The organism is Pseudomonas sp. SM4, from assembly GCF_051913165.1.
Classification (GTDB): Bacteria; Pseudomonadota; Gammaproteobacteria; order Pseudomonadales; family Pseudomonadaceae; genus Aquipseudomonas.
Genome location: NZ_JBODOE010000013.1, coordinates 46,200 through 68,597 on the forward strand (window position 1 = coordinate 46,200; position 22,398 = coordinate 68,597).

The following is a 22,398-nucleotide window of genomic DNA, read 5'->3' on the forward strand; positions in this document are numbered from 1 at the left end:
AGCCGAACGGGGATGAATCCCCTCGCCACAGGGGACCGGATTGCCAAAGCAATCGAGTGCAACACCGGACCTGTAGGAGCTGCCGAAGGCTGCGATCTGTTGATCTGGATTTTCGACGGACCCAAGGGGCCAAAGATCAAAAGATCGCAGCCTGCGGCAGCTCCTACATGGGGTTGGGGGGTGGGCAATGCCACAGGGGATCTGGAGGGTTTGAGATGAGTGTGTTGCCTTACGCCTGGGCCAAGGCGCAGCGGATTTTGTTGTGTGATGGGGTGTTGACGGTGTGCCCGTCGACGCCGGGCTGGTCGATCAGTGAGGCGCGGCGGCAGTTTGCTGCGACCACGATTCAGCGGGTGCGCGATGATGAGCTGGATGGTTTGCTGGCCGCCGCTTACGCCGACACCGGCAGTGCGGCGGCGGTGGTCGGGGCGGCGGAGAACGAAGTTGATCTGGATCGGCTGATGCAGGACATGCCGGAAATCACCGACCTGCTCGACACCCAGGACGGCGCGCCGGTGATTCGCATGATCAACGCGCTGCTGACCCAGGCTGCGCGCGATGAGGCCAGCGACATCCACATCGAACCGTTCGAAAGCCATTCGGTGGTGCGCTACCGCGTCGATGGCACGCTGCGCGATGTAGTCTCGCCGCGCAAGGCGTTGCACGGTGCGCTGGTGTCGCGGATCAAGATCATGGCCCAGCTCGATATCGCCGAAAAACGCCTGCCGCAGGACGGTCGCATTGCCTTGCGCGTGGCCGGGCGGCCGATTGATATTCGCGTCTCCACGGTGCCGACCGGGCATGGCGAACGGGTGGTGATGCGTTTGCTCGATAAACAGGCCGGGCGTCTGCATCTGGAAACCCTCGGCATGGACGCGCAGGTGTTGGCCAAACTCGATCACCTGATCCGCCAGCCCCACGGCATCGTCCTGGTCACTGGCCCCACCGGCAGCGGCAAAACCACCAGCCTGTACGCCGCACTCGCGCGGCTCGATGCGAGCACCAGCAACATCCTCACCGTCGAAGACCCGGTGGAATACGACTTGCCGGGGATCAGCCAGATCCAGGTCAACGCCAAAATCGACATGACCTTCGCCCTCGCGCTGCGGGCAATCCTGCGCCAAGACCCGGACATCATCATGATCGGCGAAATCCGCGATCTCGAAACCGCGCAAATCGCCGTGCAGGCCTCGCTGACCGGGCATTTGGTGTTGGCAACCTTGCACACCAACGACGCGGTGTCGGCGGTCAACCGCTTGATCGACATGGGCGTCGAACCGTTTCTGTTGGCGTCTTCAATGCTCGGCGTTTTGGCGCAGCGCTTGGTGCGGCGCCTGTGCAATCAGTGCAAACAGGAAGATCCGGCGACACCTGGCACCTGGCGCCCGGTGGGGTGCGCGGCGTGCAATCAAACCGGCTACAGCGGCCGCACCGGCATCCACGAATTGTTCTGCATCGACGACGACATCCGTACCCTGATTCACCAAGGGGCAGGGGAGCAGGCCTTGCGCGCCTCAGCGGCCAAAGCCGGGATGTTCAGCCTGCGTGAGGATGGCGAACGCTGGATCCGCAGCGGCGCCACCGCCCCTGAAGAAATCCTCCGTGTGACACGGGACGCCTGATGAATCGCTATCGTTTTGAAGCCGCCGACGCGACCGGCAAGATTGAATCCGGGCACCTTGAGGCGGACAGTCAAAGCGCCGCTTTCACAATATTACGCGGGCGCGGGTTGACCGCGTTGTCGGTACACAAGGAAAGCGACGTTGCCCAACACGGCGGCGGTGGGTTGTTCAGCGCCAAACTCTCCGATAACGATCTGGCCTGGGCCACACGGCAATTGGCGAGTCTGCTCGGCGCCAGTCTGCCGCTGGAAGCTGCACTCAGCGCCACAGTCGAACAGGCCGAGAAAAAACACATCGCCCACACCCTCAGCGCTGTGCGTGCAGATGTGCGCAGCGGCATGCGTCTGGCGGAGTCGTTGGCGGCAAGGCCACGGGACTTTCCCGAGATCTACCGCGCGCTGATTGCGGCGGGGGAGGAGTCCGGCGATCTGGCGCAGGTCATGGAGCGGCTCGCCGACTACATCGAGGAGCGCAACAACCTGCGGGGCAAGATTCTTACCGCGTTTATCTATCCGGGCGTGGTCGGTCTGGTGTCGATCGGCATTGTGATTTTCCTGCTCAGCTACGTGGTGCCGCAGGTGGTCAGTGCGTTTTCCCAGGCGCGGCAGGACTTGCCGGGATTAACCCTGGCGATGCTCAACGCCAGTGATTTCATCCGCAGTTGGGGCTGGTTGTGTGCGGCGATCATCGCAGGCGCGTTCTGGAGCTGGCGCTTGTATCTGCGCAATCCGGCAGCACGTTTGAGTTGGCATCATCGGGTGTTGAAGTTGCCGTTGTTCGGGCGATTTATTCTGGGCCTGAACACCGCACGTTTCGCCTCAACGTTGGCAATTCTCGGTGGCGCCGGGGTGCCGTTGTTGCGCGCACTGGAGGCGGCGCGGCAGACCTTGTCCAACGACCGCTTGAGTTTGAGTGTCACTGAAGCAACGGCCAAGGTGCGTGAGGGCGTGAACCTGGCGGCAGCGTTGCGCGTGGAGAATGTGTTTCCACCGGTGCTGATTCACCTGATCGCCAGTGGCGAGAAAACCGGTTCACTGCCACCGATGCTAGAGCGCGCGGCGCAAACCCTGTCGCGCGATATCGAACGGCGGGCAATGGGCATGACGGCGTTGCTGGAGCCGCTGATGATTGTGGTGATGGGTGGGGTGGTGCTGGTGATTGTGATGGCCGTGTTGCTGCCGATCATTGAGATCAATCAATTGGTCCAGTAGTGGTGTAGTTGCGCAGGGCCTCATCGCGAGCAGGCTCACTCCCACAGGATTCTGTGTTGTGAAGTAAATTGCATTCGATCATTGAGAGCACTGAGTTGATCCAGTAGTGGTGTGTCTGATTTTTCGCTGGTGTCTGACCTGGCCTCATCGCTAGCAAGCCAGCTCCCACAGGTTTTGGTGTTGTGTCGCAGATCGCATTGACCACATGGCTCCTTGTGGGAGCTGGCTTGCCAGCGATGGGGCCAGTCGGGGCAATAAATAATCCAGTTTTTTTCAGGACTTCACCCCTGCACGGTCTTCAAGCAGACATGAAAAAGCCCTCGTCACCGAGGGCTTTTCATTAACGCGGTTACATCGATCAATCAGATCTTGCCAGCGCCAGCCTTGGCTTTAACATCAGCAGCGACTTTGTCCGCGTTCAGCGGAGTGTAGCTGTAAGGCGGGGTCCAGCCGATGCTCGAACTCCACGAACAGCTCAGTGCGCTGCCATTGAGTGTCGAGCCTTGGTCGCGGTAAACGCTGCCGCCGTAGTCGCCGGCGATTTTGTCGCAGCCGCTGATGCCGGAGATTTCGAAAGCGTTTTTCTCGGAAAAAATCTTCGAGTTTTTGCCCACGCCGTGCGCGTAGCTGAACGGGTAGACCTTATGACTGGTGCTGCCCACGTGATAGTTGTTGTACAGGTGCACCTGGCCGAAGCGAACGCGTGGTGCGCGTGCGGAGATGTTTTCGAACAGGGTATTGTGAATCGTGACCTTGAGCTTGCCATCATCGGTGGTGCGGCTGTCGCTCGAACCGATCAGGTTGTTCTTCTCGTGCGATTTGAACGCCGAGTAGGAAATGGTCACGTAGTTGGCACCGTTCTTCACGTCCAGTGCGCCGTCGTGGTGTTGCTTTGGACGACCGTTGGCGGTGCCGTTCTGGTCATCGGTGCGGCGGCCATCGGTGAAGGTGACATGGTCGACCCACACATTGTTGGCGCCTTCGATGGTCAGCCCGTCGTACTCGGAGTTCCAGTTGCCGGCGCTGCCGTCATTGGCGTCCCAGATCGGCTCGGGATCCCACGGGTTTTCGATGGTGATGTTGCGGATGATCACATCGTTTTCCTTGGCATAGAAGAAACCCTCGCGGATCTCCGCCGTGCTGCTCGTACCGACGATGGTCGTCTTGCCCGGGATATCCAGACGGCCGCGCTTTTTCATATCGGCGGTCGTCGTATAAGCTTTGCCTTCGCTGACGTCGATGAGCCCGGTAATCTTGATGATGCGCCCGTTGGTACCGACCGACGCGCTGAGTGCGGCTTTCAGTTCGGCGGCGTTCTTCACGGTATAGATGTTGTTGGCTGCGGCTTTGGAGCCGCCCTTGGTGCCACCGTTTTGCGTGGCCCAGCCCGTCGTTGCAACATCGAGCCAGATATCGGCCGCTTGTGCAGGCAGGCTGGAAAACAGCAGGCTGCCGACGATGGCGCTGGCCAGTTTGCAGGCCGTGAAGGTTGATGGTTTTGTCATGAGTAATCAGATCCTTGATTAACTTGAGTGTTTTACACGCGAAGTTTCGACGTGTTTCTCGAGCGGACGTCCTTATCGCCATTGCAGCGAATCGAACGTCCGCTGCATGAGAAATCCTATCATGTGAACTGGTGCGTTGTCGTACAACTGAATGGGCTATGATGCGTAATTATTCGAAAATTCGAGATTTTTGTTGCTGATGGACAGACCCAACGCCACACCCAATGTTCGTCGCCGGCATCGCAGCCTGGCGGAGGACCTGGTCACCGAGCTGTCCCGACGCATTTGCAGCGGCGAACTCGCGCGCGCGACGAAGCTGCCGACTGAATCTCAGGTCATGGCCGAGCACGGCGTCAGCCGCACAGTGGTGCGCGAGGCGATATCGCGTCTGCAGGCAGCAGGCCTGGTGGAAACCCGTCACGGTATCGGCACCTTTGTTCAGGACATTCCCAGTCCGAGCGGTTTTCGCATTGATCCGGACAGCATCGTCACCCTTGAGGATGTCCTGGCGGTGCTTGAGTTGCGCATCACCCTCGAGGTCGAGGCCGCTGGCCTGGCGTGCGCGCGACGTACCGATGAGCAACTGCAACTGATGCGTGACTCGCTGGACGCCATCAATTCCCGCGCCGTCAGCGTCGACTACGCCGTGTCGGCGGATTTCCAGTTCCACCAGCAAATTGCGCTGGCCACCGGCAACCGCTATTTCACCGACATCATGCTGCACCTGGGCGCGAACATTCTGCCGCGCACACGCTTGCATTCCAAACGCCTGGAGAATGACCGCAAGGAGCCGTATCTGGAGCGCCTCAGTCGCGAGCATGAAGACATTTACATTGCGATTGTCCGGCGTGATTCCGACGCCGCACGCGCAGCCATGCGCTTGCATCTGTCCAACAGTCGCGAGCGTCTGCGCCGCGCCTACGAGGCTGCAGACGCGGCGGCGTTGAACGTCTGAAGCCTCAGGCGCGGGCCTTGGTTTCGGGCAGGCCTTGAACGCCTGGGTTGAGGGCAAAGACTCCGCCCGCCAGTGGCTGATCGGTGAGGTCGATGCCTTGCGGGCGAATAGAGGTGACAAACAGGGTGTCCAGCCGCGGGCCGCCAAAGGCGCACATCGTCGGTTTCTTCACCGGCACTGGCAACGCGCGATCCAGTTTCCCCTGCGGGGTAAAGCGCAGCACCAGGCCGGCATCAATTGCGCAGATCCAGTAACAGCCGTGTGAATCGACGGCCGCTCCGTCCGGTCGACCGGGGTGGTCGTTCATGTCGACGAACAAGCGGCGGTTGTGCGGCGTGCCGCTGTCGATGTCGTAATCGAAGGCCCAGATCAGTTGCCGGCTCGGGTGCGAGTCGGACAGGTACATGGTGCGGCCGTCGGGGCTGAACGCCAGGCCGTTGGGCACCACGAGTTCCTCCAGTTGCGGCGCCAGCACCGATACATCGTTGGGGTTTTGCGCGTCGTAGCGATACAGCGCGCCGACCGCCTCGGCGCCCATGGCGGTTGGCATCGAGCTGGCCCAGAAGCGTCCCTGACGATCGCAACGACCATCATTGAAACGCATCCTCGGGCGGGCGTGCTCGACGCCGATGAGCTTTTCCGCAGCCAGACGTCCGTCAGCCTGCGGGCGCAATTTGAACAGGCCACTTTCCTGCGCGCCCAGCCAATGTCCCGCTTCGCTGCGGGCGATACAGGCGAGCATTTCGTCCGCCTGCCAGCAGTCGGTCTGGCCGTCGAGTTGCCAGCGATGCAAGCGGCCGGCCGGAATATCCACCCAATACAAGGCGTTCTCGTCGGCTTGCCAGACCGGGCTTTCACCGGTGGCGTTGCGCGCATCGACAATCAGTTCGGCCGTCATGAGCGCGTCTGCGCTGGCGCTTCAAACGGACCTGCTGCGGTAAAGGCGCCGCCCTGGTACAAGCGGTCGGGATGGTCGGCGGCGAGTGCCGGTTGTTGTTCGACCTGTGCGCGAAAGGCCTCGGAACTGTCCTGCGGCGCAAAGCCCAGGTGCGCGGCGTGGCGGTTGTTCCACCACTGATCACGGTTGGCGGACACCCCGTACACCACGCTGTGCCCGACATCGCTGGCCAGCAGAGCGCGGGCGATCAGGTGCTCGAGATCGGTATAGCTCAACCAGGTCGCCAGCATGCGCAGGTTGCGCGGTTCGGGGAATGAGGAACCGATGCGCAGGCTCACTGTTTCAATGCCATAGCGGTGGAAATAGAAGGTTGCCATGTCCTCGCCGTAAGCCTTCGACAAACCGTAATAACCGTCCGGGCGACGCGGCGAATGGGCGTCGATCTGTTCGTCCTGCGAGTAGAAACCGGTGACGTGGTTGGAGCTGGCGAACACGATGCGCTTGACCCCGTGCAGGCGCGCGGCCTCATAAACATGAAAGGTGCCGCGAATATTCGCCTCGAGGATTTCTTCGAAGGATCGCTCCACCGAGATCCCGCCCAAATGCACGATGGCATCGATGCCCTCGGCCAGCGCGGCGACAGCGGCCTTGTCGCTCAGATTGCAGTTGATCACTTCATCATGCGCGCCGCGGCTCGGCGTCATCGCACTGATGTCCGAGGAGCGGACGATGTCGGCGTGAACCTGCAAGGTTTCGCGCAGAATCTGGCCGAGCCCACCGGCGGCGCCGGTCAGCAAAATACGGTTGAAGGGTTTGGCCAGCGTGGTTTGTGTGGTCATGGTCGGGTCTCCATTACGCGGTGGTGAAGAGGGTGGGCGGCAGGGTGTCTGCCCGACAAGCGATGCGCGCTCGCCAGGCAAAAGCTGCGCGCGGCTTACATGAAGTTGTATTGCACGCCCAGACGCCAGCGAGCCTGGCGGTCGGGTGAGGTGGACTCGACTTTGATGTCGCCGATTTCCATGAAGGGCGCCCATTGTTTGGTGAGCTTGTATTTGACGATCAGGTTCTGTTCGTAGTCGCTCTTCTTGTTGTCGTAGCGGATGTAGTCGGTCTTGAAATAGATGAACTGATATTCGTAAGCCCACTTGTTGGCTGGCGTGTAGCCGAGCCAGCCTTCGAAGCGGTGGGTAGTCTGGTCATCCTTGTAGTGATCGGGCATGTCTTTGTTGACCTGATCGCGATCGAGTTTGCGCAGGTCCAGGCGATAGCGCGTCGCTACGTAAAAGGCGTCGTCGATTTTGTAGTTGTACTTGAGGCCGAACTTGTAGGCGGTCGCATCCTTGGAGCTGTCCATCTGAAACGCCGGGGTCAGCGTCGACTGCGCGCTGAGCTTGTAGTTGTAGCTCACCGTGAACTCGTGGCCGTTGTTGACCATGTTGTCGTAGGCGACATCTTTGCGGTCACCGGCCGTGCGGTATTTCATCTCCGCCTCAAACCCCAGTCCACTGTCCAGGCGGTAGTTGAGCTTGATTCGGTCGGCGTGGGCGCTGTCCTCCTCGGTGTACTGGTGGCGGTAGTTGAGGCTGGCGGAGTCAGCGAGGGCAGAGAAGGGCAGGCCGAGGGCCGCGACAGTGACGAGCGTGCGTAGGGTGGTGTTCATACGGTCTTCTTTTTTTGTTTTTGTTAGGGTCGTTTGACGAGTACTACAGGCACCGCGATGTTGCGTATGGCTCTCATTTGAGGCGCAGATATAAGTTATCGTACGACAAGATGACTCGTCTACGTGATTTTGCTCATTTGGAAACATGTTGATACATATATGCCCTGTGAATAGGGGTCTAAAGCAAATCCTGTTATTCAGTAGTCGTCTTTAAAATTGGCGCTTTGATGGGCGTTTAGCTGCAAAGGCTTGGAAGAGCAGAAGGGTTATTGGGTCTTTTCAAGTGTTGTACGATGACCTATGATCGGTCGCAACCGACGACACTCCTGTCACAAATCCAATAAGAAGGCTCAAGACGTCCATGAGAATCACAGCAGTCAACGTCCAGGTTTTTTCCTATCCCACCCGCCGCGCAGTCGACAGCGCCGGTCATGCTCATCCCGGCGATGTCAGTCAGGCGCAAATGGCGTTGCTGCGCATCCAGACCGAAGACGGCAAGGAGGGGTACGCCCTCGGTGCGCCGGAGCTGATTCGTCCTTATGTGCTGGACGGTTTTGTGCGCAAGGTGCTGGTCGGGCAGAACGCCTTTGATCGCGAAAAGATCTGGCATGACCTGGCGCACTGGCAGCGTGGCAGCGCCAGCCAGTTGACTGATCGCGCGCTGGCGTTGGTCGAACAGGCGTTGTGGGACTGGGCGGGGCGCAAGCTCGGCGTGCCGGTGCACAAGTTGATCGGCGGTTTTCGCGACAAAGTGCCGGCGTACGGCTCAACCATGTGCGGCGATGAATTGCCTGAGGGCCTGGCGACGCCGGAAGACTACGGACGCTTTGCCGAAACGCTGGTCAAGCGCGGCTACAAGGCGATCAAGTTGCACACCTGGATGCCGCCGGTCTCGTTCGCACCGAGCCCGCGCATTGACGTCAAAGCCTGTGCGGCAGTGCGCGAAGCGGTGGGCCCGGACATCGCCTTGATGCTCGACGGTTATCACTGGTACAGCCGTACCGAAGCGCTATACATCGGACGCGAACTGGAAAAACTCGACTTCGCCTGGTTTGAAGAACCGATGATGGAAGAGTCCGCTGAATCCTATGCCTGGCTGGCGGGGCAACTGGACATTCCGGTACTCGGCCCGGAAACCCTGTCCGGCAAACATCTGAGCCGGGCCAGTTGGGTCAAGCACGACGTCTGCGACATTCTGCGTGCCGGCGTCGCCGGGGTCGGCGGGATCGGGCCTTGCCTGAAAGTCGCGCACATGGCCGAGTCGTTTGGCATGGATTGCGAAATCCATGGCAACGGCGCAGCCAACCTGACGGTGGTCGGCGCGATCAAGAACTGCACCTGGTACGAGCGCGGCTTGCTGCACCCGTACCTGGATTACGACGAGGTGCCTGCGTACCTCAAGCGTCTGGTCGACCCGATGGACAGCGACGGTTTTGTGCATTTGTCCGACCTGCCGGGTCTGGGCGAAGACATCGACTTCAACTTCATCGAGATGAACACGCTTAAAAGCTTCTGACGTGTACGCGGGCTGCCCGGTGCATGCCGGGCTGTCCGAGAGCCCTATAAATATAAGAAAGGCACTCTCGCTATGAACATTCTTCCTTCGCTGTGGGCGCGGGTTCTGGCGGCTACCCTGACGGTGACCGCGCTACCTGTCGTCCATGCCAAAACCCCGGCCGATCAATTGATCGTCGGCATGAGCATGATCAATCTGCTGTCTCTCGACCCGGCGGCGGCCACTGGCCTGGACGTGTCCGAGATCAATGCCAATCTCTATGACATGTTGCTGGTGCAAGACGTCGCTGCGCCGGATCGGCTGTTGCCGGCACTCGCCGAGCGCTGGCAAGTCAGCGACGACCGCAAGACCCTGACCTTTAATCTGCGCCAGGGCGTGCAATTTCAATCGGGCAACCCGCTGAGCGCTGAAGACGTCGCCTGGTCGTTGCAGCGCGTGCTCAAACTCAACCTCGCATTGGCTTCCACTTGGAAGGCTTACGGTTTTACCGCCGAGAATGTCGAGCGTTCGATGCGCGCGACTGATGCCAATACCTTTGTCATTGAACTGCCGCGCCCCACCGATCCGCAGTTGGTGCTCAACACGCTGGCGACGTCGCCCAGCGCCTTTATTCTCGACCGTAAAAAAGTCCTCGAACATCAGAAGAACAATGATCTGGGCGCCGCCTGGCTGGTGACGCACGCCGCTGGCAGTGGAGCTTTCGTGCTCAATGACTGGCGGGCCAACGATGTGATTCTGATGAGCCGTTTCGACGGTTATTGGGGTGGCGCGGCCAAGCTCAAACGCATCGTCATGCGCAACATGACCGAGTCGCAGTCGTTGCGTCTGATGATTGAGCGCGGTGACCTCGACATCGCCAAAGGCATGTCGGCGCCGGACATCCAGGCCTTGCAGAACAGCGACAAGGTCCGCACGCAAACTCTGCAACGCGGCACGCTGTACTACGTCGCACTGAGTGTGAAGCAGCCGATGTTCGCCGACGCGCGCGTGCGCAAGGCTGTGCGCTCGTTGATCGACTACCAGGGCATCAACCAGACCGTCATGCCGCACTACGGCGTGATCAATCAGCGGCCGATGCCGTTGGGACTGGCCGCGCGTCTGCCGGATCCCGGTTATCGACTGAATGTCGATGAGGCAAAAAAACTTCTCGCTGACGCCGGTTACCCCAACGGGTTCAAGACCAGCATCCGCGTGCTGGCCGAACCGCCCTTCATCAACATTGCCTCCAATCTGCAATCGACGCTGGCGCAGGCCGGGATCGAAGCCAGCATCATCACCGGCACCGGTAATCAGATCTACGGCGCCATGCGTGAGCGCAGTTTCGACATCATCGTCGGCCGTGGCGGTGGCGGCGCCGAACGTCATCCCCATTCGAGTCTGCGCACGCTGGTGTACAACCCGGATAACCGTGACGAAGCCAAGCTGAGCAACTTCCAGGGCTGGCGCACTTCGTTTTACAGTCCCGAGTTGAATCAGTTGATCGAGAGTGCCGAAGTCGAGCCCGATGCGCAGAAACAGCAGGCGCAGTATCAGGACATTCAGCAACAACTCGATCAGCAAGTGGGCGCCATTCTGCCGGTCTCGCAGATGACCGACACGGTGCTGGTCTACGCCGATGTTGCCGATTTTCAGGGGCACACGGCCGCGACCACGCGCTACAAAGACGTCTACAAAAAACGCTGAAATGCACGGATGAACTTCGCGTGCCGGGTGCACCGGTGACCGTTTTATCAGGAGCTGACTATGTTTGTTATGACTGCCTCTGCCATGGGAGCCCGCGCCTCCAATACCGCGCGGCGTGCCAGCACGGTACTGGTGACGTTGCTGGGTCTGCTGGCGCTGACGTTTATCATCGGTCGGGTGATGCCGCTCGATCCGGTGCTGGCGGTGGTCGGGCCGGACGCCGACAGTTCGACCTACGAGCAGGTGTACCGGGCGATGGGGCTGGACAAGCCGATCTGGACCCAGTTCGGCCTGTACCTCAACGACTTGCTGCACGGTAATTTCGGCAACGCGCTGTTGACCGGGCACCCGGTGCTCGATGACATCCGCCGGGTGTTCCCGGCCACCATCGAACTGGCGACCCTGGCCATCCTCTTCGGTGTGCTGATCGGTTTGCCGCTGGGCGTTTGCGCGGCGAGCAATCAGGGGCGACTGGGCGATCATGTCGCCCGAGTGATTACCCTGTTCGGCTATTCCACGCCGATTTTCTGGCTGGGCATGATGGGCCTGCTGGTGTTCTACGCCTGGCTCGGCTGGGCCGGGGGCGCCGGTCGCATCGACCTGGCGTACGACGGCATGGTGCCCGAAGTCACCGGGCTGTTGCTGATCGATTCGAGCCTGGCGGGCGATTGGGAAGCCTTCGCCAGCGCCTTGCGCCACATCGTCTTGCCGGCGTTGATCCTCGGGCTGAACTCGGTGGCTTACATCAGTCGGATGACGCGCAGCTTCATGCTCGAGCAACTGTCTCAGGAATACATCATCACCGCTCGGGTCAAGGGATTGTCGCGCCGCCAGGTGGTCTGGGGTCACGCCTTTCGCAACATCCTCGTGCAGTTGCTGACGGTGGTGGCGCTGGCTTACGGCTCGCTGCTCGAAGGCGCGGTGCTGATCGAAACGGTCTTTGCCTGGCCGGGTTTCGGCCAGTACCTGACCAGCAGCCTGATGCTCGGCGACATGAACGCGGTGATGGGCTGTGTGCTGGTGATCGGTTTGATTTTTGTCGCGCTCAACCTGATCAGCGATGCCTTGTACAAGGTCTTCGATCCGCGCACGCGTTAACACGCCTGGCAGCAGCACTAAAAATTATAAAAAGAAGGATTTTTCAATGACGACTGCATTTACCAAACTGCACGCTGGCCTGTTGGCGGCGATCCTGGCTCTGGTGCCGATGACGCAGGTCAGCGCCAAGACGCCGGCCGATCAACTGATCGTCGGCATGAGCATGGTCAACCTGTTTTCCATCGATCCGGCCAACGCGCCAGGCCTCGACGCTTCCGGCGTCAATGCCAATCTTTATGACACTCTGGTCAAGCGAGATCAGGGCAATCCGGAAAAGCATTTGCCGCAACTGGCCGAGCGCTGGACGATCAGCGATGACGGCAAGCAGATAACCTTTCATTTGCGTCAGGACGTGAAGTTTCACTCCGGCAATCCGCTGACCGCTGAAGACGTGGCCTGGTCGCTGTACCGGGTGATGAAACTGAATTTCGGCCTGGCCACGACCTGGAAAGCCTACGGTTATAACGTCGACAACATTCAGTCACTGATCCGCGCCAGCGATACCCACACGCTGGTCGTCGACTTGCCGCAAACCATGGACCCACTGTTATTGATCGACTCGCTGGCGATCTCGCCAAGCGCGGTGGTGATCGATCGCAAAACGGCTTTGGCGCATGAGAAAAACGCTGACCTCGGTGCTAACTGGCTGGTGACCAACGAGGCCGGCAGCGGACCCTTTGTGCTGAGCAAATGGACGGCGAACGACTCGCTGTTGCTGACCCGCTTCGACGGTTATTGGGGCGGTGCTGCCAAGCTCAAGCGCGTGGTGGTGCGGCACATGACCGAATCGCAGTCGCTGCGGCTGATGCTGGAACGCGGAGACCTCGATCTGGCGTATGGCATGGCCGCACCGGACATCCGCGCCATTGACGGTTCGGAAAAAATCCATGTGCAGTCACTGCCGCGCGGCACCATGTACTACGTCGCGCTGAGCATGAAACAGCCCGAATTTGCCAATCCCAAAGTGCGCGAAGCGGTGCGCAACCTGATCGACTACAAGGGCCTCGACGAACAGGTGATGCCGTATTACGGCCAGTTGAATCAGCAGCCGATGCAACTGAGTCTGGCGGCGCGCCTGCCGGATCCGGGTTATCACATGGACGTCGCCAAGGCGAAAAAACTCCTCGCCGAAGCCGGTTATCCGGACGGCTTCACCACGACCATTCGCACATTGTCAGAGCCGCCCTTCATCGACATCGCCGCGCGTCTGCAGGCGACGCTGGCCGAGGGCGGGATCAAGGCCAGCATTGTCAACGGCACTGGTAACCAGGTGTATGGCGCGATGCGCGCGCGCAACTTCGACATCATCGTTGCGCGCGGGGCCGAGCGCTATCCGCATCCGTATTTCAGCCTGCGCACGTTTGCCTACAACCCCAACAACAGCGATGACGCCGGCCTGCCGAATTTCCAAGGCTGGCGTGCGTCGTTTTTCAGCCCGCAGCTCAATAGCCTGATTGATCAGGCCGGGGTCGAACGCGATGCCGGCCAGCGCCTGAACCTGTACCACCAGGCACAGAAAATCTACGACGAGCAGGTCGGCCCGATCATGATGATTTCGCAGATGACCGACACCGTGGTCAGCGCCGCCGACGTCAAGGGTTTCGCCGGTGATGATGCCGAGGCGACGCGGTATCTGGGTGTCTACAAACAACGCTGAACGCTGCCCGGTGCGTCGGCGTACGCGCCGGGTGATCCTGAATTCAATCCGAGAACATGCCCATGATTGCCAACATGTCTTCTACTGATTCGAGCGCCAAGCGGCGGTTGGATCGTACCCCCGGATCCAGCTTCGACGCCTTCTGCAAAAGTGCCCTGAAAGTCTTGCGGCACTTGTTGCGCAACCCGATGACCCTGGCCGGATTGCTGGTCGCTTTGGTGCTGGTGGTGGTGGCGCTGTTTGCGCCGTGGATCGCCACCCATGATCCGGTGGCGCAAAACCTCGCCAATGCCCTGCAGGCGCCGGGCGCTGCCCACTGGTTCGGCACCGATGAATACGGCCGGGATATCTTCAGTCGGCTGGTCTACGGCTCGCGCATCACGCTGTACATCATCAGCCTGGTGACCGTGATCGTCGGCCCGATCGGCCTGTTTATCGGCACTGTCTCCGGCTACTACGGTGGTGTGGTCGACACGGTGTTCATGCGCCTGACCGACATCTTCATTTCCTTCCCCAGCCTGGTGCTGGCGCTGGCGTTTATCGCTGCGCTCGGTCCGGGCCTGGAGCACGCGGTGGTAGCGATTGCGCTGACGTCGTGGCCGCCGATCGCGCGACTGGCACGGGCGGAAACTCTGTCGTTGCGCAAGGCTGACTTCGTCGTGGCGGTGGAGCTGCAAGGGGCTTCGTCCACGCGAATCATCCTGCGGCACATTGTGCCGATGTGCATGTCGTCGGTGATCATCCGCCTGACCATGAACATGGCCGGGATCATCCTCACCGCAGCGGCTTTGGGCTTTCTCGGTCTCGGTGCGCAGGCGCCGTCGCCGGAGTGGGGCGCGATGATCTCCACCGGGCGTCGCTACATGCTCGAGTGCTGGTGGCTGGTGGCTGTTCCGGGGGCCGCAATCATGTTGGTCAGCCTGGCTTTCAACCTGTTGGGCGACGGCCTGCGGGACATTCTTGATCCGCGCAGCGAGTAATCGGAGGCTGTATGTCTGCAATCAAATTGAACGTCGAAGGGCTCAATGTGCGCTTCGTCAATGCTCAGAAAGAAACCCACGCCGTGCGCGACGTGTCCTTCACCTTGGGGCGGGAAAAGCTCGCCATCGTCGGTGAGTCGGGCTCGGGCAAATCGACGGTCGGTCGCAGCCTGCTGAAACTGCACCCGGCCAGCGCGCGGATCACCGCCAAGGCCATGCAGTTCGGTGAAGTCGATCTGCTGTCAGCCGGCGAAAAGGTCATGCAGAAGATTCGTGGCCAGCGCATTTCGATGATCATGCAGGACCCGAAATACTCGCTGAACCCGGTGGTCAAGGTCGGCGATCAAATTGCCGAGGCGTATCTGGCGCACCACAAGGCCAGCCGCAGCGAGGCCCGCGAGCGGGTGCTGGAAATGCTCGAAAAGGTGCATATCCGTGATCCGCAACGGGTCTACAACCTGTACCCGCATGAGGTTTCCGGTGGGATGGGCCAGCGGATCATGATCGCGATGATGGTCATCACCCGACCACAAGTGATCATTGCCGACGAGCCGACCTCGGCCCTCGATGTCTCGGTGCGCCAGCAAGTGCTCAACGTGCTGGAAGAACTGGTCGAGCAGCAGGAAATGGGCCTGATTTTCGTCAGTCACGACCTCAACCTTGTGCGCAATTACTGCGACCGCGTGTTGGTGATGTACGCCGGCAGGGTGGTCGAATCGCTGGCCGCCTGCGACCTGCAACACGCGCAACATCCCTATACCCGAGGCCTGATGGCGGCGTTGCCGAGCATGGACAACCGTCGCGAACGGTTGCCGGTGTTGCAACGCGATCCACTGTGGCTGACTTGCTGAGGAATCGACCATGTCCATGATCCAAGCACACGCGCTGAACCTGAGTTTCGGCGCCGGCCCGGCCCTCAATCAGGTGCTGCACGACGTCAACCTCAGTGTCGCCGATGGCGAATCCTTCGGCCTGGTGGGGGAGTCCGGTTCCGGCAAGACCACTGTTTTGCGTTGCCTGGCCGGGCAGTACCGGCACTGGACGGGCGAGTTGAGCATTGCCGGCGCGCCGCTGCAGCACAAGATTCCCAAGGAACATTTTCGTCAGGTGCAGATGGTGTTCCAGGACCCTTACGGCTCGCTGCATCCGCGCCACACCGTCGACACGGCCCTGCGTGAGCCGCTGATTATTCACGGCGTGCGCGACAAGGACGACCGGATCAACGAGATCCTGCTCAAGGTCGGTCTGAACGACAGTTACCGTTTTCGCTATCCGCACCAGTTGTCCGGTGGCCAGCGCCAGCGCGTGGCGATTGCCCGTGCGCTGATTCTCGAGCCGCGCGTGCTGCTGCTCGATGAGCCGACCTCGGCGCTGGATGTCTCGGTGCAGGCGGAAATTCTCAATCTGCTGGCGGATTTGCGCCGACGCGAGAAACTCACCTACCTGATGGTCACTCACGATCTCGGTGTGGTCACGCACCTGTGTGATCGGGTGGCGGTGATGCAGCAGGGCAAGATCGTCGAGCTGCTCGACAGTCAGGCGCTCAGCCAGGATCTGGCAAGCCACGCTTACACGCGGATGCTGGTGCAGGCCAGTCGTGATTTCAGCCAGGAATCGGTGCGCCAGCTCGCTGGTTGAACCGATCCATCAAGGAGCGCGACATGCCGCATTGTCTTATCGATTGCCCGCAAACCCTGGCCCAGCGTGTCGGCGAGCAAACCCTGCTCGCTGCCGTGCATGACGCCCTCGATGCCTTCGGCCTGTTCAAGGCCGGGGATATCAAGGTGCGCCTCAATACGTTCACACATTACCGCTGCGGCGCGGGCGCGGACGATTTTGTCCACGTCGTCCTGTCGGTGTTGTCCGGGCGCAGTGCTGAACAGCGCCGGCGTCTGGCTTCGGCGACCGTGGCAGCGCTGCTCGCTTTGCTGCCGGACGTCGAGTCGCTGTCGATGGAGGTTGTGGAAATGCCCCGCGAGACGTTCGTCAACCGCAGCCAATACCTGCAAGAAGCCGGATTGTCGGCCTGAACAAGGAGTGCTCATGCCTTATCGAAATGTTGTTCCGACACGGCGCAAACAGCCATTGGCTTTGTCGCTGGCGGCCACGTTGACGCTGGTTTGCAGTGTGCCGTCGTGGGCGCTGGAGGCGCCGGTAAAACTGCAGGTGCCGACCCTGGCCTACGATGATCAGCAGATCATCCTGGTCTGGGAAAAGCCCGCCGATCACGCCGATATCAGCGACTACCGGGTCTACGCCAACGGTGTGTTGCTGGGCGGCAGCAACGCCAACAATGACCGCGTCTCGCCGGCCAAACCTTACATCGACCGCTTCTACGAACAGGATGTCGCCGGTTTTCATCATCGCATCGGCATTCACAGTTACACCGCGCAAGGCTTGAAACCGGATACGGCCTATCGATTCACCGTGCGTTCGGTGGGCACCGATGGCACAGAGTCGGCCGACAGCCCGCCCGTTGTACAACGGACGAGCAAGGTCGCCGCCGTGTTTGATGTCAGGAAGTACGGCGCCAAGGGTGACGGCAAAAGCCTTGATACTTTGGCGATCCAGAACGCCATCGACGCCTGCACCCCCGGCTGCAAAGTATGGTTGCCCAAGGGCACCTATAAAAGCGGGGCGCTTTACCTGAAGAGCAACATCACCGTGGAAATCGCCGAGGGCGCAACGCTGTTGGGTTCCGAGCGTGCCGAAGACTATCCGCTGGCCGGCTACATCCAGTATCCGTATTCGAGCACCGTGCGCCCGGCGTCGCTGATCAATGCCTTGCCGCGCGATCCGCGTCAGCATCAGTCGTTCGAAAACATCCGCATCGTCGGCAAAGGCACGATTGACGGTAACGGCTGGAAGCGCCGCGCCGATGTCGTCGACGAACGCGGTCAGCCATTGCCGTTCTACCTGCCCAGCGACAACACCCGCTACCAGCAGGACGGCATTCTGGCCAAGGCGCAAGTCGAACAAGCGGTGGCGCGCGGCATGAACGTCAAGGACGCCTACGGGCAGATGCGCTCGTCGCTGATCACCCTGCGCAACGTGAAAAATGTGTTCTACGGCGGTTTCACCGTGGTGAACCCGGCCTTCCACGGGATCATGAACCTGGAAACCGAAAACGTGGTGCTGGCCAATACCACGCATAAAACCTACGACGCCAATAACGGCGACGGCATCGAATTCGCCAACAGCAAGGGCGCGATGGTCTTCAACAACTTCTTTGATACCGGCGATGACTGCGTCAACTTTGCAGCGGGTACCGGGGCCGATGCCGTGCAGCAAAAGCCGCAGGAAGATGCCTGGATCTTCAATAACTACTTCCGCAAGGGCCACGGCATGGTGGTTGCCGGCAGCCATACCGGCGCGTGGATTCAAAACATCCTCGCCGAAGACAACGTTTCCGATGGCACCGATGCCGGCCTGCGCATGAAGAGCACCAACTTCATGGGCGGCGGCGCGCGTAACGTAATCTTCCGCGACTCGGCGATCCGCAATACGCTCAAGCAGGCGTTCATTTTTACCCTCGACTATAACGATCCGAACGCCAAGCTGGATTACCAACGCTCAACCATTCCCGGACAATTTCGCGATATCCGCGTCGCCGACGTGAGCGTCGAAAATGCTCAAGGCAAGGCGATCGAGGTCAAGGGCGACAGTCAGCATGACGCCTGGCATCAAGGGTTGGTGTTCGAGCGCGTACGCTTCAGAGGTCCGGCCAAGGCGCAGATCAACGGGTTGAAGGATTCGCTGTTCGACCATGTGTCGTTCAGCGGGCACGGCGCTGCCAACCCGTGGCAAATCACCGGCAGTGTCGGGCTGACGTTCAAGGATGTGCAGCCACCACCTCCGTAGAACCCTGATCAAGGTTTCGGCGATTTACCGAGGTCTTCCGAGTCGCTTGAAGTGGCTGCATCTTTTGCCGTTTCATGCGACTCGGCGCCGGAGTTCGAGCCCGACGCCTCTTCACCTTTCTTGTCGGCCTTGTCTGCGTTGGACTGAGCTTTGCCGGCCTGGTTCACGCCGGGAAGCGCGGTCGGTGGCGCGGCAGACTCGTCAGCGGTCTTCGCGGCTGCCGAGGCGAAAAGCGGGCAGGCCGCGAGCAGGCCGGCCAGGGTGATTGCTGCAATTTTGCTGTTCATGATGGGCGTCTTCCGGTCGAAGCGGATGGTGATTCATTGGAAGCGCCCGGCAAGCAAAGGTGCCCGCTGCTGGACGGGCGGTCTGTCGCTAAAATTCGCCTCACTTGGGTTCGATAATCTGGCCCCACTCGAGCCCGAATCGGCCGAGGTATTTCCTCAGTCGATCGGCATCGTTGGGTTGTGCCTTGGCCTGGCGCGATATTCCGAACAGCCGGCGGCCGGCATCGGACAAGCTGTCTGCCTGCCGGCATACCTCGATCACTGCCTTCAATTGCAAGCGGTCAAACAGATCCATGGTTTCGGCGTCCCCCGGCAATTCTCCTGAAATCGCCTGCGGTTGCGCCAAGCCCCAGGCATAACGCAGCCGGTCGATCTCTTCCTGCACCTGCGCCTCATCAATCCGTCCGCTGTCGGCGAGGGTCGCCATGCGCGTAATCGACGCCGACAATTCGCGGAAGTTACCCAGCCACGCCGCCTCGCGAGAGCTGGCGAACGCCAGATAACTGCGCCGGGCTTCGAGGTTGAAGCGCACCAGTTGCCCGTGTTCGCGGGCGTGGCGTTCCAGCTCGAAATCAATGTTCGGTTCGATGTCCTCGCGGCGGCCGGCGAGGCCGGGCAGGTCGAATGTCCACAGGTTGATGCGCGCGTACAAATCTTCGCGAAACAAACCATCAGCGACTCGGCTGCGCAGGTCGCGGTGGGTGCCGGCAATGATCAGGAAATCGCTTTCGACTTCCTTGTCCGAGCCCAGCGGAAAGAAGCGTTTTTCTTCAATCGCCTTGAGCAGCATCGCTTGCTCGTCTGCGCCAAGTTCGCCGATCTCATCGAGAAACAGCATGCCGCCATCGGCAGCGCGCAACAGGCCATCGCGAGCGTTCTGTGCGCCGGTGAAGGCGCCTTTGACATGGCCGAACAGCGCCGACATCGCGCCATCGCCACGCAAGGTGGCGCAATTCACCTCGACAAAACGCCCCTGCATCTGATGGCGGCTGCGTTTGAGTTCGTAGATGCGTCGGGCGAGGAAGGATTTGCCGGCGCCGGTCGGGCCGATCAGCAGCATCGGCGCCTTCGAGCGCACGGCCACGCGCTCGATCTGTTCGATCGAACGGTTGAAGGCGGCGTTGCGTGTGGCGATGCCGGACTTCAAGAACTCCAGACCTTCGAGGCGCTTGTTGGCGAAGCGCGAAGCGATGCGATCGTAACGCGACAGGTCGAGATCGATCAGGGCATGCGTGCCGATGGCGTGATCGCTTTCGCTGTTGCGCTTGGCCGGGGAGGTCTGGATCAGCCGCGCCGGCAGATAGCGCGCCTCGGTCAGCAGGAACCAGCAAATCTGCGCGACGTGGGTGCCGGTGGTGATGTGGACGAGGTAATCCTCGCGCTCGGTGTCGAAATCGTAGGCGGTGGTGAAGTCGTGCAGTGCGCCGTAGACCTCTTCGAAATCCCACGGGTTGCGCAATGACATCGGGTGCAGGCGCACTTCGGTCTCTGGCGAAACCTGCTGGATGTCGACGCGCACCCGCTCGGCGAGGCTGACGTCGCGGGCGTCGATGCCGTGAATCAGCTCGAGCCGGTTGATCAGCACGTCCTGCTGTTGGCAAAGGCCTACGCTGGGGCGCCAATGGCTCCAGCGATTGGCACCTTTGCCGACGCGATCGAGGGTGGCGCCGATAAAACCGATGGCGACGGTTTGCTTGTTTGGCATGTTTATCTCAAAAGATAAAAAACGATATCCAATGATAAATATTCGGCGATGGATTTGTCGTCAGTTGATTCGATGAAACACGACATAAAAAATAAAAACGTTGTAAATCAATAAGATATAAATATTTTTCGTTGGAAATAAAAAGCTGGCACAGCCGCTGCAGTGTCTATCGCAACGAACAGGACAACACAGCGAGACGCCAAGATGGCCAACTCAACGCTCTTCAACACGCAATCGAATCACCTGCCGGCCTGCGACACCTTGAATGCTTCCGGTGCCAGCGCTTATGCCTACAGCCCGAAGCACCAACTGGCGCAATTGGCAGTGACCGGTTGCCTGAACCAGACCTTTTATGCCTCCGCAGAAAGTCAGCTGGATCAAGTGCTGAAGCTGGTGGCCGAACTCGACAGTCGCTTCGTGGCAAAAGCCGCGATTTATGCTCGCAAGAAGGGCCATATGAAAGACATGCCAGCATTGTTACTGGCGGCATTGACCGCGCAGCGTTCAAGTCTGGTGCCAGAGGTTTTCGAGCAAGTGATCGACAGCGGCAAGATGTTGCGCAACTTTGTGCAGATCCTTCGTAGTGGTGCCACCGGGCGTAAATCCCTTGGCTCGCAACCCAAGCGTCTGGTGCAGAACTGGCTGAACAGCGCGACCGAGCGGCAACTGCTGCAAGCATCGATCGGCAATCAACCGTCGTTGGCGGACGTGGTGAAGATGGTTCACCCCAAACCTGCCGAAGCGTGGCGCGAAGCGTTTTTCGCCTGGTTGATCGGTAAACCGGTGGATGCAAAGGCCTTGCCGGAGTTGACCCGCGATTTGCTGGCGTTTCGCAGCGGCGCGAGTGATGAGGTGCCGGCGGTGCCGTTTCAGTTGCTCGGCAACGAAACGCTGAGCCAGGAACAATGGGCCAATCAAGCCCGCAACATGGGCTGGCAGGGGCTGCGCATCAACCTCAACACCCTGGCGCGGCACGGCGCGTTTGAAGTGCCGGGGTGCATCGACTATGTCGCGGCGCGATTGGCCGATCCACAGGAAGTGGCGAAGGCGCGGGTGTATCCATACCAGTTGTTATCGGCTTATCGGATGATGGGCGAAAACACCCCGGCAGCGATCCGCGAAGCTTTGCAGGAGGCGCTGGAGTTGTCGCTGGCCAACGTGCCCAAGCTTGAGGGCGCGGTGGTGGTTTGCCCGGATGTGTCGGGTTCGATGGGCAGTCCGGTGACCGGTTATCGCCCTGGTGCGACCTCGCAGGTGCGCTGCATCGACGTGGCGGCGCTGGTCGCCGCAGCGGTCTTGCGCAAACAGCCGGCTGCGCGGGTCATGCCGTTCGAGGTTGATGTGGTGGATATCCAGCTCAACCCGCGTGACAGTGTGATCAGCAACGCCGAGAAGCTCGCCGGCATTTTTGGCGGCGGCACCAACTGCTCGGCACCGCTGAAGAGGTTGGCGGACAGCAAGGCCACGGTCGATACGTTGATCATGGTCTCGGACAACGAATCGTGGATCGATGCGCAGCGTCGCGGTGCCAGCGAGACGATGCGCCAATGGGAGCGGATCAAGAAGCTCAACCCACAGGCACGGCTGGTGTGCATCGACATCCAGCCAGGCCATGCAACACAAGCGGCGGATCGCGATGACATCTTGAATGTCGGCGGTTTCAGCGATGCGGTGTTCGACGTGATCGAGCAGTTCACCAGCGGCCAATACAGTGCGCAGCACTGGGTCGAGGCGATCGAAAGCGCGTCATGAATTGATTG

General features: G+C 60.3%; 19 protein-coding genes. 13 read left to right on the forward strand and 6 right to left on the reverse strand.

Annotation, left to right across the window (positions count from 1 at the left end):
* The first annotated feature begins 215 nt into the window (after positions 1-215).
* Positions 216-1,622 carry a type II secretion system ATPase GspE gene (gene gspE, locus ACQ4MY_RS22570; protein WP_440096518.1) on the forward strand — a complete coding sequence of 469 codons (1,407 nt, stop codon included), beginning with the start codon at positions 216-218 and terminating at the stop codon, positions 1,620-1,622.
* Entirely contained in the window at positions 1,622-2,833 is a 1,212-nt protein-coding gene (gene gspF, locus ACQ4MY_RS22575) for a type II secretion system inner membrane protein GspF (RefSeq protein ID WP_440096519.1), read from the forward strand. Before gspE ends, gspF begins: the two co-directional genes overlap by 1 nt.
* A 362-nt stretch (positions 2,834-3,195) precedes the next feature.
* Here gspF and ACQ4MY_RS22580 read toward each other — a convergent pair whose 3' ends face one another.
* Positions 3,196-4,338, reverse strand: a complete 1,143-nt coding sequence (locus tag ACQ4MY_RS22580) for a pectate lyase family protein (RefSeq protein ID WP_141126758.1) — start codon at positions 4,336-4,338, stop codon at positions 3,196-3,198.
* A gap of 199 nt (positions 4,339-4,537) precedes the next feature.
* On the opposite strand from ACQ4MY_RS22580, the gene ACQ4MY_RS22585 reads away from it, so the two are divergent.
* Positions 4,538-5,293 (forward strand): FadR/GntR family transcriptional regulator, encoded by a 756-nt coding sequence (locus ACQ4MY_RS22585; RefSeq protein WP_008079675.1) that lies wholly within the window; start codon positions 4,538-4,540, stop codon positions 5,291-5,293.
* 4 nt (positions 5,294-5,297) lie between these two features.
* Here the strand turns inward: ACQ4MY_RS22585 and ACQ4MY_RS22590 are convergent, their stop codons facing one another.
* The 3 genes from ACQ4MY_RS22590 to ACQ4MY_RS22600 form a co-directional block, all read right to left on the reverse strand.
* Positions 5,298-6,191 (reverse strand): SMP-30/gluconolactonase/LRE family protein, encoded by an 894-nt coding sequence (locus ACQ4MY_RS22590; protein WP_440096520.1) that lies wholly within the window; start codon positions 6,189-6,191, stop codon positions 5,298-5,300.
* A complete protein-coding gene (locus ACQ4MY_RS22595; RefSeq protein ID WP_008079677.1) occupies positions 6,188-7,030 on the reverse strand; it encodes an NAD-dependent epimerase/dehydratase family protein in 843 nt (280 codons plus the stop codon). Before ACQ4MY_RS22595 ends, ACQ4MY_RS22590 begins: the two co-directional genes overlap by 4 nt.
* 95 nt (positions 7,031-7,125) lie before the next feature.
* On the reverse strand, positions 7,126-7,851 hold the full coding sequence (locus tag ACQ4MY_RS22600; RefSeq protein ID WP_016987796.1) for an oligogalacturonate-specific porin KdgM family protein: 726 nt from the start codon (positions 7,849-7,851) through the stop codon (positions 7,126-7,128).
* Positions 7,852-8,212: 361 nt separating this feature from the next.
* Here ACQ4MY_RS22600 and ACQ4MY_RS22605 point away from each other — a divergent pair, with 361 nt between their 5' ends.
* From ACQ4MY_RS22605 to ACQ4MY_RS22645, 9 genes are all read left to right on the forward strand, one after another.
* Positions 8,213-9,367 (forward strand): mandelate racemase family protein, encoded by a 1,155-nt coding sequence (locus ACQ4MY_RS22605; RefSeq protein ID WP_008079679.1) that lies wholly within the window; start codon positions 8,213-8,215, stop codon positions 9,365-9,367.
* Between the two features lie 72 nt (positions 9,368-9,439).
* A complete protein-coding gene (locus ACQ4MY_RS22610; RefSeq protein ID WP_440096521.1) occupies positions 9,440-11,050 on the forward strand; it encodes an ABC transporter substrate-binding protein in 1,611 nt (536 codons plus the stop codon).
* An 84-nt stretch (positions 11,051-11,134) separates the two neighbouring features.
* The gene (locus ACQ4MY_RS22615) at positions 11,135-12,148 is read left to right on the forward strand and encodes an ABC transporter permease (protein WP_371924614.1); all 1,014 of its coding nucleotides are present in this window, start codon (positions 11,135-11,137) and stop codon (positions 12,146-12,148) included.
* 46 nt (positions 12,149-12,194) lie between these two features.
* Complete coding sequence (locus ACQ4MY_RS22620; RefSeq protein WP_440096522.1) at positions 12,195-13,805, forward strand: ABC transporter substrate-binding protein; 1,611 nt, start codon at positions 12,195-12,197, stop codon at positions 13,803-13,805.
* 62 nt (positions 13,806-13,867) lie between these two features.
* Complete coding sequence (locus ACQ4MY_RS22625) at positions 13,868-14,785, forward strand: ABC transporter permease (protein ID WP_008079683.1); 918 nt, start codon at positions 13,868-13,870, stop codon at positions 14,783-14,785.
* 11 nt (positions 14,786-14,796) lie between these two features.
* On the forward strand, positions 14,797-15,636 hold the full coding sequence (locus tag ACQ4MY_RS22630) for an ABC transporter ATP-binding protein (RefSeq protein WP_440096523.1): 840 nt from the start codon (positions 14,797-14,799) through the stop codon (positions 15,634-15,636).
* 10 nt (positions 15,637-15,646) lie between these two features.
* The gene (locus ACQ4MY_RS22635) at positions 15,647-16,423 is read left to right on the forward strand and encodes an ABC transporter ATP-binding protein (protein ID WP_026000817.1); all 777 of its coding nucleotides are present in this window, start codon (positions 15,647-15,649) and stop codon (positions 16,421-16,423) included.
* Positions 16,424-16,446: 23 nt separating this feature from the next.
* Positions 16,447-16,815 carry a 5-carboxymethyl-2-hydroxymuconate Delta-isomerase gene (locus ACQ4MY_RS22640; protein ID WP_440096524.1) on the forward strand — a complete coding sequence of 123 codons (369 nt, stop codon included), beginning with the start codon at positions 16,447-16,449 and terminating at the stop codon, positions 16,813-16,815.
* A gap of 13 nt (positions 16,816-16,828) precedes the next feature.
* Positions 16,829-18,646 carry a glycosyl hydrolase family 28 protein gene (locus ACQ4MY_RS22645; protein WP_440096525.1) on the forward strand — a complete coding sequence of 606 codons (1,818 nt, stop codon included), beginning with the start codon at positions 16,829-16,831 and terminating at the stop codon, positions 18,644-18,646.
* An 8-nt stretch (positions 18,647-18,654) separates the two neighbouring features.
* Here ACQ4MY_RS22645 and ACQ4MY_RS22650 read toward each other — a convergent pair whose 3' ends face one another.
* Together ACQ4MY_RS22650 and rtcR are read right to left on the reverse strand one after the other, a co-directional pair.
* Positions 18,655-18,933: a hypothetical protein gene (locus tag ACQ4MY_RS22650; RefSeq protein ID WP_008079695.1), complete on the reverse strand. Its 279-nt coding sequence runs from the start codon at positions 18,931-18,933 to the stop codon at positions 18,655-18,657.
* A gap of 100 nt (positions 18,934-19,033) precedes the next feature.
* Positions 19,034-20,638, reverse strand: coding sequence for an RNA repair transcriptional activator RtcR (gene rtcR / locus ACQ4MY_RS22655; protein WP_440096526.1), 1,605 nt, complete (start codon positions 20,636-20,638; stop codon positions 19,034-19,036).
* Positions 20,639-20,842: 204 nt separating this feature from the next.
* Between rtcR and ACQ4MY_RS22660 the strand changes: the two genes are divergently transcribed.
* Entirely contained in the window at positions 20,843-22,390 is a 1,548-nt protein-coding gene (locus tag ACQ4MY_RS22660) for an RNA-binding protein (protein ID WP_440096527.1), read from the forward strand.
* Positions 22,391-22,398 lie beyond the last annotated feature (8 nt).

Coding starts and splice junctions, on each gene's coding strand:
- gspE (WP_440096518.1), top strand. CDS start 216: ATGAGTGTGTTGCCTTACGCCTGGGCCAAGGCGCAGCGGATTTTGTTG.
- gspF (WP_440096519.1), top strand. CDS start 1,622: ATGAATCGCTATCGTTTTGAAGCCGCCGACGCGACCGGCAAGATTGAA.
- ACQ4MY_RS22580 (WP_141126758.1), bottom strand. CDS start 4,338: ATGACAAAACCATCAACCTTCACGGCCTGCAAACTGGCCAGCGCCATC.
- ACQ4MY_RS22585 (WP_008079675.1), top strand. CDS start 4,538: ATGGACAGACCCAACGCCACACCCAATGTTCGTCGCCGGCATCGCAGC.
- ACQ4MY_RS22590 (WP_440096520.1), bottom strand. CDS start 6,191: ATGACGGCCGAACTGATTGTCGATGCGCGCAACGCCACCGGTGAAAGC.
- ACQ4MY_RS22595 (WP_008079677.1), bottom strand. CDS start 7,030: ATGACCACACAAACCACGCTGGCCAAACCCTTCAACCGTATTTTGCTG.
- ACQ4MY_RS22600 (WP_016987796.1), bottom strand. CDS start 7,851: ATGAACACCACCCTACGCACGCTCGTCACTGTCGCGGCCCTCGGCCTG.
- ACQ4MY_RS22605 (WP_008079679.1), top strand. CDS start 8,213: ATGAGAATCACAGCAGTCAACGTCCAGGTTTTTTCCTATCCCACCCGC.
- ACQ4MY_RS22610 (WP_440096521.1), top strand. CDS start 9,440: ATGAACATTCTTCCTTCGCTGTGGGCGCGGGTTCTGGCGGCTACCCTG.
- ACQ4MY_RS22615 (WP_371924614.1), top strand. CDS start 11,135: ATGGGAGCCCGCGCCTCCAATACCGCGCGGCGTGCCAGCACGGTACTG.
- ACQ4MY_RS22620 (WP_440096522.1), top strand. CDS start 12,195: ATGACGACTGCATTTACCAAACTGCACGCTGGCCTGTTGGCGGCGATC.
- ACQ4MY_RS22625 (WP_008079683.1), top strand. CDS start 13,868: ATGATTGCCAACATGTCTTCTACTGATTCGAGCGCCAAGCGGCGGTTG.
- ACQ4MY_RS22630 (WP_440096523.1), top strand. CDS start 14,797: ATGTCTGCAATCAAATTGAACGTCGAAGGGCTCAATGTGCGCTTCGTC.
- ACQ4MY_RS22635 (WP_026000817.1), top strand. CDS start 15,647: ATGTCCATGATCCAAGCACACGCGCTGAACCTGAGTTTCGGCGCCGGC.
- ACQ4MY_RS22640 (WP_440096524.1), top strand. CDS start 16,447: ATGCCGCATTGTCTTATCGATTGCCCGCAAACCCTGGCCCAGCGTGTC.
- ACQ4MY_RS22645 (WP_440096525.1), top strand. CDS start 16,829: ATGCCTTATCGAAATGTTGTTCCGACACGGCGCAAACAGCCATTGGCT.
- ACQ4MY_RS22650 (WP_008079695.1), bottom strand. CDS start 18,933: ATGAACAGCAAAATTGCAGCAATCACCCTGGCCGGCCTGCTCGCGGCC.
- rtcR (WP_440096526.1), bottom strand. CDS start 20,638: ATGCCAAACAAGCAAACCGTCGCCATCGGTTTTATCGGCGCCACCCTC.
- ACQ4MY_RS22660 (WP_440096527.1), top strand. CDS start 20,843: ATGGCCAACTCAACGCTCTTCAACACGCAATCGAATCACCTGCCGGCC.